The sequence below is a fragment of the Succinimonas amylolytica DSM 2873 genome (genome assembly GCF_000378405.1).
GTDB lineage: Bacteria > Pseudomonadota > Gammaproteobacteria > Enterobacterales > Succinivibrionaceae > Succinimonas > Succinimonas amylolytica.
This window is the reverse complement of record NZ_KB899637.1, coordinates 1-12307: the sequence shown is the minus strand read 5'-3', so window position 1 is coordinate 12307 and position 12307 is coordinate 1. Positions and strand designations below refer to the sequence as shown.

Sequence of the window (12307 nt, the reverse complement as noted above, 5' to 3'; positions counted from 1 at the left end):
AAATGATTTTAAGCGCTTGCTTCTACATAGACAATACAAGATGGTTCAAAGAACAGTTTGAACTGTCAAGGTGCTTATTTAATCAGGCCAGATACTTCTTTAGGGATTATTACGACAAGAACAAGTCTATTATGAATCAAACTGACCTTGAAAAGGTATTAAGGACTCAGGATACAAAGCTGAATTATTACAGAAAACTCTGCAAGGCTAAACTTGCCCAAATGATTGTAATCAGTTTATATAAGAATTACTCCGGTTTCTTTAGTGCAGTCAAGGAATGTGGTGTAAATGGCGGCTCGCAGAAAAGCTCGGGACTTGACGAAATCCTCGGTTAGATGATGAAACGGCAGAAGAAAAGGAGAAATTGCGGGCTGGCAGCAAGATCAGGTTTTGAAACTTCAAAAAAAGAAACTGATGTAGGATAAACAGCAACACCAGTTTCTAAACAAAAATAGGCGGTTATATGGATATCACAAATGTTTTAGAAAATCAATCATTTGTTCATGTTGGCGTCGATCTTGCCAAGAATGTTTTTCAGGTTGCTTATATGGAACCGCGTACTAACACCTTGGTCAACCAGCAGATGAACAGAACCAAGTTCGAGAAATTTCTTAAGGACAGCAAGATTAAGTTCAAGGTCGTCATGGAAGCCTGCAGCACTTGCCACTACTGGGGACGCGAATGCAGGAAATACGGTCATTTACCGATGATTATTCCGGCTGAGATAACCAACAGCATCAACATTGGAAGCAAGGATGACAAAAATGATGCTCACGCAATCTGGCAGGCTTCGTTTCTGCCTGCCATAAAGACGATAAATGTAAGGTCTGAGGAGAATCAGGCCGAAGGATATTTGCTTAAAACCCGGGATTTTGTACTCAAGATTGATACCGAGACAAATAATAATCTCAAAGCTCTTCTGTCCGAATACGGGTGCGTGTGCAACACCACAGACTATGAAAAAACAAAGGCAGTGGCACAGGCCTTCCTGGATAAATCTTTTCAGGAAAACAAGCCATGGGCGTCTACATTGAAAGCATCTGTGGACGCGCTTAACAAAGTAAGAGAAGCAATCCATGAATCAGAGAAAAAACTCCATGAGAAGATTGAGGAGACTGCAAAAAACAATGACCTTGTTCAGAGACTTATGACAATACCGTATGTAGGTCCGATAACATCTCTGGCTTTTGCCAATGTGATGGCAGATCCTGCGTTATTTAAGAACGGAAGACAGTTTGCCGACTACTGCGGCGAAACTCCTTACCATACCGGAAGCGGAGGAAAGGTAACCATTCTGGGCATTGCCAGAAAGGGAAACCCTGTTCTGAAACGATCGCTGTATGAGGGGGCCAGCGGTCTCTATAACAGGGTTAAAACAGGCATAGAATCGAAAACCTGCCATTATTACCAGTCTGACTGGATATTAAATCTGGTGTGCAGAAAACCCCGCAAAGTGGCAATCTGCGCCATTGCCAACAAAATGTGCCGCATTGCCTGGGCAGTAGCCGCAACGGAAAACGGCAGATACGATCGGACGAAAACCTCGCTGGTTTCCGTATTGATGAAAAGCCCTGAGCAGATAGAACAGCAGAAAGCAGCAAAGGCTCAGGCAAAGGCCCAGGCAGCTGCCAAAGCATCTGCCAAAGCAGCATAATCAGGATTAAGCAATAAATGATTAACAGAAAGGAATTAATGAATAAGGGATTTTGACATACTGAGATAACAGCAGGATCAAAGAACTTTGTCTCTGCAGGTTAGCAGAGACGGTTTTCTCCAAAACGTCTGACCTCCATTGCAGTTTGATGCATAGATATAGAATTTGGCGGGAGAATACCTTAAAGACCTTTAGATCAAAATTGTGGAGCCGGACAGGCAATTTGCCAAGGCTCTTTTAGAAACAGAACATAGAAGTTAGCGAGTACTGATGCCTTTGTTTCTGCTGTTCAGTATGACAGCAACGAGTTTGCTCTGGTGGACAGGACGTTTTTTTCCCTCGCCTCATAGGCCGTTCAAGGAAATGTACCACCATCAGGGCAAGCCTAATCGGAGGTGGTTATGCCGACGATCTAAGATTTTGCTGAACCGCAGCGTCATAATTGAGAGCCCGAAAACTGGGGGGCAGCCCCCTTAGTTTTTTGCACCCTGAAAAAAGGCTGCATTCGAAATACATTCTTGAGAGGCAAACCCTTGAGCTGCCTACTCAGCACATAGGGATGGTCAGCAAAGTTTTGGTTTTGGCAGCACTATCAACAAAGGCCGAAGAAACTACTTGACCCCACCGCCATTTACACATAGAGTTTAAAGTTCATCCGGAGAAGTTTAATGGGGAACCCAAAGCGCCTAAATACAAGGAAAATCCGAATGTTCTGTATTTTGATTATCAGTCGGCTAAAATCAAAGATCAGTTTATAGTATTAAATAAAAATGTAAAAATTTATATTCCCCATAATATATTTGAAAAATACAAGGATAATTTAAAGAATTTTAAAACAATTAACTTTATTCCGAAATTCAATAAAATCAAGGTCTGCATTTCTTATGAAACGGAAGAGTTAAACTCTGATTTAAACCAGAATCAGTATTTAGGCATTGATCTAGGTCTGAACAACCTTTGCAGTTGCGTTTCGGAATTTGACTGCTTTATTATAAACGGAAAGCCTGTAAAATCAATAAATCAGTATTACAATAAAGAGTTTTCTAAGTTAAAATCTGAAAGACCTTTAATCGGAGATAAGCAGGATTTCAATTACAACAAATTTAATATTTTTAAGTTATGATTTAAACGAAACTTAAAAATTGAAGACTATTTGCACAACGCATCCAGAAGCATTGTGAATTTTTGTGTGGAGCACAAGATCGGTACAGTGGTTATTGGAAGAAACAAGCAATGGAAAGACTCCATTGCATTAGGTAAACGAACCAACCAGAACTTTGTATCGATTCCGTTCTTTAAGTTTATAAATATGCTTAGATACAAGTGCAAAATGGCAGGGATAAATCTTGCGGAGCAAGAGGAATCCTATACCTCCAAGTGCGATTCACTGGCATTTGAACCCGTTGAAAAGCATGAGGAATATAAAGGCAAAAAAATTTTCCGAGGCTTATTTAAGTCGTCTGCAGGCAAAGTTTTAAATGCTGATATAAACGGTGCTTTAAATATAGTCCGGAAATACTTGGCCAAGTTAAAAGTATCTGATGAGTCCTTTGTAAAAGGGATAGTTGGTAGAGGTCTATTCGCTAGACCGCATATAATAACTTTCTAGCTGTTTTATGGAGAGTTATTCCCTATGGAATGTTTCAGATCAACTACAGACTGGAACAGAGCGATAATAATATGGAAATAATTACCCCAGAGCAACATTAAAGGAAACACAACATGCTTAAGGACGATCCCTCTCTTTACGCCCCGGCCGAATGGCAGGACCTGACCCGGGAAAAGAACTTTACCGACATTCTCTACCACAAAACACCCGAAGGCATTGCCAAAATCACCATTAACCGGCCGGAGGTGCGCAACGCCTTCCGCCCCAGAACCGTCATGGAGATGGAACAGGCCCTTCAGGATGCCCGCTTTGATCCCTCCGTGGGCACCGTAATTTTTACCGGGGCCGGAGATCTGGCCTTCTGCTCCGGAGGCGATCAGAAGGTGCGGGGAGACTACGGCGGCTATCGGGACGAATCCGGTGTGCATCATCTGAATGTACTGGATCTCCAGCGCCAGATCCGCACCTGTCCCAAGCCGGTAATCGCTATGGTGGCCGGCTATGCCATCGGAGGCGGTCATGTGCTGCATCTGGTGTGCGACCTGACAATTGCCGCCGACAACGCAGTTTTCGGACAGACGGGGCCCCGGGTAGGATCCTTTGACGGCGGCTTCGGAGCCTCCTATATGGCCCGGATCATCGGCCAGAAAAAGGCCCGGGAAATCTGGTTCCTGTGCCGGCAGTACAACGCCGCTGAAGCCCTGGAAATGGGGCTGGTCAACGCCGTGGTGCCGCTCAGGGATCTGGAAAGGGAGACCGTCAGATGGTGCCGTGAAATACTGCAAAACAGCCCTATAGCGCTGCGCTGCATGAAGGCGGCTCTCAATGCGGACTGCGACGGCCAGACCGGACTTCAGGAGCTGGCCGGAGACGCCACCATGCTTTTCTACATGACTGAAGAAGGCCAGGAGGGACGTAACGCCTTTAATGAGAAGCGCCGTCCGGATTTCTCCCGGTTTGTCAGAAATCCCTGATACGTTCTGCCCTCATGAAAATCCGCCGCATCCTGAAATACCGGATCCCCCTGAATCCCCCGCTGATCCAGAACGGCTTCGAAATCCGGGAACGCCGGGGCTATATTCTGGTCTCCGCATCCGGAGCTCCGGGGGAATTCGCCCAGCTTTCCGGTTTTTCCCCGTCCCGGGAGGAGGATATCCTCCGGGATCTCGGCACTTTTGTCTGCTGCCGGAATTCCGGGGCGGATCTTCCGGAGCCGGAACTGAAAACTCCGGAGGCCCGGTTTGCCGCGGCCATGCTGAGAAATCCCCTGAACACCTTTCCCGAAAAGCCTCCGGTACGGAGTCTTTTCGGGAAACCTGCCGCCATAAGGGCTGCACTTCCGGAGTTTTTGGACAGTATCGCCAAAGCTCCCCCCGGACAGACCTCTAGCATAAAAATCAAGGCGGGAATATTCCCCGTGGCGGAGGAGATTTCCCTTATCCGTGAACTTACCGCAGCATGCGAGGCCCGGAAGCTCCGGGGACGGATTCTCATAAACCCTGACGGAAACAGAAGCCTTTCCCCGGAAAACGCCCGGATCTATATCAATGCCCTGGGGGAATACCTGGGATACTTCGAGGATCCGGCAGATTCCCTGGACGACTGCCTTAATCTCGGAATCCCGGTCGGTCTGGACATGCTCTGGCCGGAATATGCCGCAAAATACGGGGGCGGGGATCTTCCGGCATTCCTGCGGAAACACCGGGCGGTACCGGTAATCAAGCCGGCACTGACTCCGGACTTCATGGAGCTCCGGGAGCTTTCCCCGGTTCTGTCCTCCGCCTTTGAGAGTCCTGCAGGCATCGGCTGGATTCGCAGACTGGCGGCGTTTTTTGATACCGAATCGGGCACAGACACCCTGAAATACTTTCCCGTAGAGGCCCGGAAAACCGAAACCTTTATCAGGAGCTTTACGGAGGATCTGGAATGAACAGAAAATCCGCGGATTCCGCCTGTTTCCCGGTCGCGGTATCCGCAGCCTCCACCGCTCCCGGCTGCGGAGAGATTATATCCCTGAGGAAGCGGATACAGCTTACCCCGGATCTCCCGGCTCTCATAACCGGATCCGGAGTCCTGACCTGGCGGGAATTCGGCCTCCTGGCTGCCCGGTTCCAATCCCTTTTGCAGAAAATCCGGGAACGCACGCTTATTATGACCGCCCGGGCAGATCCGAACTATCTGGCAGCCTTTGCCGCCGCCATTCATCTGGGCAAAATCGTGCTTCCCCTGTCCCCCCGGGAATGTCCGGACCGGATCCGGGAGCTTTCAGAATTCACCTCCGGAAAAATTATCGTCCCCGGACGCCTGGCGGAAGCACTCCCGACAGTGGCTGAACACGGGGATTTTCAGGATCTCCTTTCAGAAAACGCGGCAGACACTCCGGTAAACTGTCTTTTAAGCTCAGGATCCACCGGAACCCCAAAGCTCATCGTTCATTCCCTGAAAAACCATCAGCTGAGTGCCGTAAATGCCGCCCGGGCTCTTTCTCTTGAAAGCAGCGATCGCTATGCCCTGAGCCTGCCCCTTAATCATGCAGGCGGACAGGCAGTATTTTTCCGGGCTGTCCAGACAGGGTGCAGCATGACAGTTCCGGAAAGGGAGCTGCCACTGGAAGACTGTGTTGCGAAGTACGGTCTTACTGCCCTCTCCCTGGTGCCTACCCAGCTGGTGCGGCTCATCGCTGCCGCGAAAAAGGATCCCGAGGCCGCCCGGGAGCAGCTAAAAACCCTGAAATGGATTCTGGCGGGGGGCGCTCCCCTGGCTCCGGAAACGGTGCGGGAGTTCCGCAGCTTTTATCCCGGAGTGCGGCTCTTTGTATCCTATGCCATGACCGAAACCGCCTCTCTGGCTTTTCTGGGAGAGCTCCGGGGAACCGCCACCGACTATGCTGGCACCCCTCTTCCTGGCTGGAGCTTCCGGATTTCGGAAGCTAATCCGGGTGAGACCCCGGGAACGGGGGAAGTGCTGATCCGGGGGCCGTCCCTGGCACAGGGCTATCTCCGTGCCGGAGGCAGTATCATCCCGCTGCCGCTCCGGGACGGCCGGTTCGCCACCGGAGATCTCGGAACAGCCACTCCGGCGGGCCTGAAAATTCTGGGACGCCGGGATAATATGTTTATTTCCGGCGGAGAGAACATTGTACCGGAAAGCATCGAACGGGAGCTTCTCCGCATTCCGGGAATCCGGGAGGCGGCTGTGGCTCCGCTGCCGGACCAGGAGTGGGGTTCAGTGATAGTCGCCGTGGTGAAACCGGATCCCGGGGTTCTTAGGACTTCCCCCTCCGGGGTTCCGGAGTTTTCCCCGGAAACCCGGGAATATTTCAGAACAGAAGCGGGAAAGCATCTGGACCGCATCCGGATCCCCAAAATCTGGCTCCCCTGGAACCCGGAGTGGGATCAGGGAATGAAAATAAAAAGAAAGGCTGTGGCAGAATATGTGCGGGACTCCTGCCGGAAGAGGAACTGCCCCGGAAACTAGAGGAAAGCCCCCGGAACCCCCGCTCCGCCGGGGGCGCCCTGCACTCAGAAATCTCCGGAAGATCCGACACAGACAAGAGAATCCGGAGTCACCTGGCACCGGAGAAAGGCAATGCGCACTCCGGCCCTGTCAGCATCCTCCCAGGCTCTGGCAAATTCCGGATGAGTCTCTCCGTCAGGCCGGACCTCCGTAACGCCGTTAATCTGAATTACAAAGAGAAGGGTCGCATCATAGCCGCTCTCCCGGGCTCTGATAAGCTCCCGGATATGACGCACGCCGCGATCGGTAGGCGCGTCAGGGAAGTAGCCAATGCCGTTCTTCTCCAGAGTGCAGCCCTTGACCTCCATCAGAAAGTCCTGCTCCCCCCGGCGCATGAAAAAATCCAGCCGGGACTTGCCGAAGGAATACTCCGGTCTGACCTCATCAAAGCCTTGCGTAGCCAGCCATTCTCCGGCCACCAGATTCGGAGCCTGACTGTCCATGTTGATCATGAGACGCCCGTCCCGGTACACGCTTACCAGATCCCAGGAGGTTTTTCTTAATGGCGCATCGGATCTGACAAGATACACGCGAGCCCCGGGAACCAGGAGCTCCCGGCAGCGTCCGGTATTCTTAACATGCACATCCACAGGCTGGCCGTCAATTTCCACCCGGGCCGCAAAACGGTTAAGCCGGGTAATAAAACGGGCTTCCTGAATATCCGGATATTTCATACTGCCTGACCTGTTAACAAATACTCGCTATCAGCAAAAAACAACAACCCAGAGCCGCCCGCAGTGAAACAGAGGCGGCGTCCCGGGATTTCAGCAGCCGCTGCCGTCAATGCTGCAGGCCGGGCCCGACACGGAAACCTCGGTCACTTTCCAGCCCTGCTCCCGGAAATACTCCCGCCAGTCCAGCCGGGGACTGCCGTCAGCAGTGACAATGCAGGGAATCCCAATCTCTCCGTTCTTTCTGGCGGCGTCAAAAACCGGAGAGGCATCGCGAATCGCCAGGAAAGCATGCAGATCCTGAAGCTGGCTGATATCATGCCCCTCAAAGGAAACCCGCCCCTCATTAGCCATAATGCTCGCCCTGAGAGATGCACAGTCGGGACATGCAGGATGTCCGAAAATTCTGATAGTCATATAAACTCCTAAAAACAAACAGGCAAAATAGGCAGCAGGAGCACGGCAGCGCCCGAACTGGCGCCTTGGCCGGGGATAATGCTCCGCCTCAGACGCATTATTCCGAAAAAAATCTCCCCCGGACACTCCTTTTATCCTAAAAACCCGCAGAACGGCATAAAATAATCTCAGAATCAAACCGCGATCCCAAAAACTGCCGTCCGGGCCCCGGATCTTTTCCTGTTAAGGAACTCCCTGCGAACAAAACGTGACAAAATCTCAATACGTGCACGATTTTATAAGTTACTTTGTGGTCAGTTCGGCGAAAACATGTGATAATTATCCGGCTTTTGTTTGGACTGAGATGCCCCCCGAAAATGAGGCATCACAAAACATGAAGCTGGTTTTGTTATTATTTTTTGACGGCAGGGTATCCTCTATTTGCAAAGGACGCCCTTTTCGCTTTTTACCTGTTTCTGTACAGTTTGAGCTGAATATCAATCGTGCTCACAACTGCGCTCCCGACCTCAGGGTAAGACTTGCGGCAGCAATGCCGGACATGCAAGCTCCGGGTCGCCGGGCTAAAGCAGTGCTGTACCGATAAGTTGAGCATTTTAATGAAAAGAATGTTAATAAACGCAACTCAGGAAGAGGAGATGCGTGTTGCACTTGTTGACGGCCAGAAGATCTACGATCTGGATATCGAGGCTGTCGGCCACGAGCAGAAAAAAGCCAACATCTACAAGGGAATCATCACCCGCATCGAACCCAGTCTCGAAGCGGCATTTGTTGATTACGGCGTGGATCGGCACGGTTTTCTGCCTCTTAAGGAAATCGCCCGGGAATACTTCCAGCCGGGATACTCCTTCACCGACCGGCAGAGTCTTAAAGACGCTATCCGCGAAGGTCAGGAAGTCATCGTTCAGATTGAGAAGGAGGAGCGCGGGCTCAAGGGGGCTGCCCTTACCACCTACGTTTCCCTGGCTGGTTCCTATATTGTTCTTATGCCGAACAACCCGCACGCCGGCGGAATTTCCCATCGCATTGACGGAGATGATCGCATCGAGCTCAAGCAGGCTCTGAATTCGCTGACCATTCCCGAAGGCATGGGAGTTATCGTCCGCACAGCAGGTGTCGGCAAAACCGCGGAGGAGCTGAACTGGGATCTCCAGATTCTGGTTAAGCAGTGGGAAATGATCCGCATGGCCGCAGAAAGCCGTCCGGCTCCTTTCCTGATTCATCAGGAAAGCAATATTGTCCACCGGGCAATCCGTGACTACCTCCGTCCCGACATCGGGGAAATTCTCATCGACAACCGGGAGGTTTATGACCATGTTCTGAAGCAGGTCACCATTGTGCGCCCCGATTTTGTAAACAAGGTCAGGATGTACGATGGCGAGGATCCGCTTTTCAATCACTTCCAGATCGAATCCCAGATCGAATCGGCCTACCACCGTGAGGTCAAGCTGCCTTCCGGCGGCTCCATTGTGATCGATCCCACCGAGGCCCTCACCTCCATCGACGTAAACTCCGCCAAGGCCACCAAAGGCGGCGATATCGAGGAAACCGCGCTGCTCACCAATATCGAGGCCGCCGAGGAAATCGCCCGGCAGCTCAGACTTCGTGACGTGGGCGGTCTTATCGTCATCGACTTTATCGACATGACCCCGGTTAAAAACCAGCGGGAAATCGAAAACAGAATGCGGGAAGCCACCAGACAGGATCGGGCCCGGATTCAGTTCGCCAAAATTTCCCGGTTCGGACTCCTGGAAATGTCCCGGCAGCGGCTCCGGCCCTCCCTGGGCGAGTCCACCTCCCATGTCTGCCCCCGCTGCGGCGGTCAGGGCGCTATTCGTGATAACGGATCCCTGGCGCTCTCCATTCTCCGCATCATCGAGGAAGAGGCCATGAAGGAAAATACGGCTTCGGTATATGCCAGCGTTCCGGTGGAACTGGCCGCTTTCCTCATCAACGAGAAGCGCAATGCCGTTCAGGCCGTGGAAAAGAGACACGACGTCAGAGTATATATTCTGCCGGACGAAAGGCTGGAGACCCCGCACTTCGAAATTAACCGTTCCCGAGAGGGCGAAGGGGATGACAACCTCAGCACCTTTATGCTGATGAAGCGTCGCCAGGATCAGGGCGGCCCTGCTCCCAGCAACTTCCCGGCCGCAGCTCAGGATCAGTCCGTGAACCGGCATGCAGCCCGGAGAAGCGCCCCGATGATCCCGGCAGTGGATTTCAGTTCCCTCCAGGCCGGCATTACACCGCCGCCGCCCCGTGCTGAAAAGATCGACTCTGCCGAGTCCGTAGGCATCTTCAAGAAGATGATGCGAACCATTGTCGGCTTCTTCAGAGGCAGCGAGACTCCGGAAACCATCCCGGAATCCCCGAAGGAGCTCCAGCCCAAGACCCGGACCAGCAGCAGAAAGCGTCCGGAGCCGGCATCCCGTGGTGGCCGGGGCAGAGATGCCGCACAGAGCGGCAAGCAGCGGCAGCAGCGCCGGAATCAGCATGACGCCGAATTCCAGAATCAGAAGTCCCGGAAGCCCTACCGGAATGAGGGACAGGATGAGGGAGTTTCCGCAGAAAGCACAACCGAAAAGAGCGTACGTCCGGTAATCGAGGAGAAGGTTCAGGTCAAGGGACGCAAGAACCGTTCCGAAAACCAGAAAGGACGCAGCACTCCCGAAGGACGTCCGGCCCGCAAAAAACGGCACGACAGCGGCGCTCCGGCTCAGGAGGCTCCGGTTATCCGCGAGAGCACCGAAAAGCCCGCCGTTCCGGAAAAGCCGGTACAGCCTTTTGTCTACACTGCTCCTGAAAAGGTCGGCTGTATCGAAAACGTAGCCTTCTCCAGTGTAGCCGCCACGGAACCGGCTCCCTGCGAGCTTCCCGAGGCCCCGGTTACTGGCGGCCGCGAGGAACCGGATTTTGCTCCGGAGGCTGCTCATGCCGGATTCAGCGCCATCACAAATCTCCATGAGGTTCCGATGACCGAACCGGCTTCCTGCGATCTTCCGGAGGCTCCGGCCAGTACCGGACGCGAAGATCCGGAATTCGCTCCGGATGCCGGGCACTCCGGATTCAGCGCCATTGCAAATCTCCGCGAGGTTCCGATGACCGAACCGGCCCCGGAAGCTCCAGAAACTGTTCCGGCTGAGGAAACTCCGGTCCAGACCAGTCCTGAAGGAGAAGCTCCGGCAGCGGATAATCCCGCGAATGCTCCGGAAAACGGCCCAAAGGAGGAGGCAGCGCTCCGGAAAGAGGATTCTGAAACCCCGGAATCCTGATAGCAAAACCGCTCTAGCTTATGAAAAGCCCCGGCCCCCCGGGGCTTTTTTTGTGGTCAGATTTTCGGATCCCGATACCTGCGCCCTCCCGCCTGTGTTATCAGAAAGGGCAGTGTTTGGAGGATTGTGCGCATTCGGTATTTAATAATGACCGGAGAAGTGTATAATACCCCCGCTGTCCGGCAGGACATCCCAATGTCCGGATTTCCCGCCGCAATTTCGTTTTATTATCAGGTATCAGGAATACCTACCACATGCTTCACTTGCTTGCTGTTGTCGCGATATTTTCCGGAGCGGCCTTTGCTCTTGGCGGGGCTCTCAGCTTTTTTGCCGCCAGATTCGCTGACAAAAATCAAAACCCTCTGGTTGACGAACTCGAAAAGGCCCTGCCCGGTGCTCAGTGCGGACAGTGCGGCTTTATCGGCTGCCGGGAATACGCCGGAGCCATTGCCCGGGGTGAGGCTCCGGTAAACCTCTGCACCCCAGGCGGGGATTCCTGTACCCGCTCCCTGGCAGATCTCATGCATGTACCGGTGCCGGTCCAGGGGGTAAGAGCCTCAGAAGAGCTGGTAGCCCTTATCGACCAGGAGAAATGTATCGGCTGCACGAAATGCGCCAAGATCTGTCCCTACGATTCCATTGCCGGCAAGCTCAAGGAAAAGCACTGGGTGGATCCGGCTCTCTGCATGGGCTGCGAGAAATGTGTTGACGCCTGTCCCACAAAATGCATTGCCATGAAGCCCCTGGAACCAACCACCGCTACCTGGAACTGGCAGATCTCCGGAGAACTACTGGAAATCAGAAACCGCGAGACGGAATTGTAGGCTGTTTTTTCATTTGATCTGATTTCCTCCGTCATCTCCTTCCGGTACGGAGACACAGTCCCGCTGTACCGGAAAGACCAGTGTCCTGCTGCCCAACCATCTCTTTTTATCACCCGGCACTTCAAAGAAATTGTTAAAAAATTACAGCGTAAATAATATTGTTATCCTCACAGAAAAAACTTTACTAATTCCTAAAACAATATAGGAGTTCCTTTGTTTGCACCATTTATTCTCCATCATTTGCCGGTTGCTGTGTTAGCAAATTAAGCTTTGTCTAAAAAATGCTAATAATTCAATTTACATTTGTCTATTTTGTTCAATTAACATTTGGATGTTATTTGAGA

General features: G+C 52.1%; 11 protein-coding genes. 9 read left to right on the top strand and 2 right to left on the bottom strand.

The annotated features are described in order from the left end of the window. Nucleotides 1-2: 2 nt before the first annotated feature. The 7 genes from F557_RS0109340 (at nucleotide 3) to F557_RS21235 (ending at nucleotide 6740) form a co-directional block, all read left to right on the top strand. A complete protein-coding gene (locus F557_RS0109340; protein ID WP_019001962.1) occupies nucleotides 3-335 on the top strand; it encodes a hypothetical protein in 333 nt (110 codons plus the stop codon). Nucleotides 336-463: 128 nt separating this feature from the next. Then, on the top strand, nucleotides 464-1654 hold the full coding sequence (locus tag F557_RS19490) for an IS110 family RNA-guided transposase (RefSeq protein ID WP_019001960.1): 1191 nt from the start codon (nucleotides 464-466) through the stop codon (nucleotides 1652-1654). 637 nt (nucleotides 1655-2291) lie between these two features. Further along, the gene (locus F557_RS23655) at nucleotides 2292-2777 is read left to right on the top strand and encodes a transposase (protein ID WP_084761640.1); all 486 of its coding nucleotides are present in this window, start codon (nucleotides 2292-2294) and stop codon (nucleotides 2775-2777) included. A gap of 18 nt (nucleotides 2778-2795) precedes the next feature. After that, nucleotides 2796-3263, top strand: a complete 468-nt coding sequence (locus F557_RS21240) for an IS200/IS605 family accessory protein TnpB-related protein (RefSeq protein WP_281167345.1) — start codon at nucleotides 2796-2798, stop codon at nucleotides 3261-3263. A gap of 113 nt (nucleotides 3264-3376) precedes the next feature. Further along, nucleotides 3377-4237, top strand: a complete 861-nt coding sequence (menB, locus tag F557_RS0109315) for a 1,4-dihydroxy-2-naphthoyl-CoA synthase (RefSeq protein ID WP_019001958.1) — start codon at nucleotides 3377-3379, stop codon at nucleotides 4235-4237. 14 nt (nucleotides 4238-4251) lie between these two features. Continuing rightward, nucleotides 4252-5193 (top strand): enolase-like domain-containing protein, encoded by a 942-nt coding sequence (locus F557_RS0109310; protein ID WP_019001957.1) that lies wholly within the window; start codon nucleotides 4252-4254, stop codon nucleotides 5191-5193. Then, nucleotides 5190-6740 carry a class I adenylate-forming enzyme family protein gene (locus F557_RS21235; RefSeq protein WP_019001956.1) on the top strand — a complete coding sequence of 517 codons (1551 nt, stop codon included), beginning with the start codon at nucleotides 5190-5192 and terminating at the stop codon, nucleotides 6738-6740. Before F557_RS0109310 ends, F557_RS21235 begins: the two co-directional genes overlap by 4 nt. A 44-nt stretch (nucleotides 6741-6784) precedes the next feature. Here F557_RS21235 and sfsA read toward each other — a convergent pair whose 3' ends face one another. Then, nucleotides 6785-7453: a DNA/RNA nuclease SfsA gene (gene sfsA / locus F557_RS0109300; protein WP_019001955.1), complete on the bottom strand. Its 669-nt coding sequence runs from the start codon at nucleotides 7451-7453 to the stop codon at nucleotides 6785-6787. 90 nt (nucleotides 7454-7543) lie between these two features. Then, nucleotides 7544-7867 carry a hypothetical protein gene (locus tag F557_RS22280; RefSeq protein ID WP_044143351.1) on the bottom strand — a complete coding sequence of 108 codons (324 nt, stop codon included), beginning with the start codon at nucleotides 7865-7867 and terminating at the stop codon, nucleotides 7544-7546. A 596-nt stretch (nucleotides 7868-8463) separates the two neighbouring features. Between F557_RS22280 and rne the strand changes: the two genes are divergently transcribed. After that, nucleotides 8464-11139, top strand: coding sequence for a ribonuclease E (gene rne / locus F557_RS21805; protein ID WP_084761604.1), 2676 nt, complete (start codon nucleotides 8464-8466; stop codon nucleotides 11137-11139). A 254-nt stretch (nucleotides 11140-11393) separates the two neighbouring features. Continuing rightward, nucleotides 11394-11963: an RnfABCDGE type electron transport complex subunit B gene (locus F557_RS0109280; protein WP_019001952.1), complete on the top strand. Its 570-nt coding sequence runs from the start codon at nucleotides 11394-11396 to the stop codon at nucleotides 11961-11963. The last annotated feature ends 344 nt before the right edge of the window (nucleotides 11964-12307 follow it).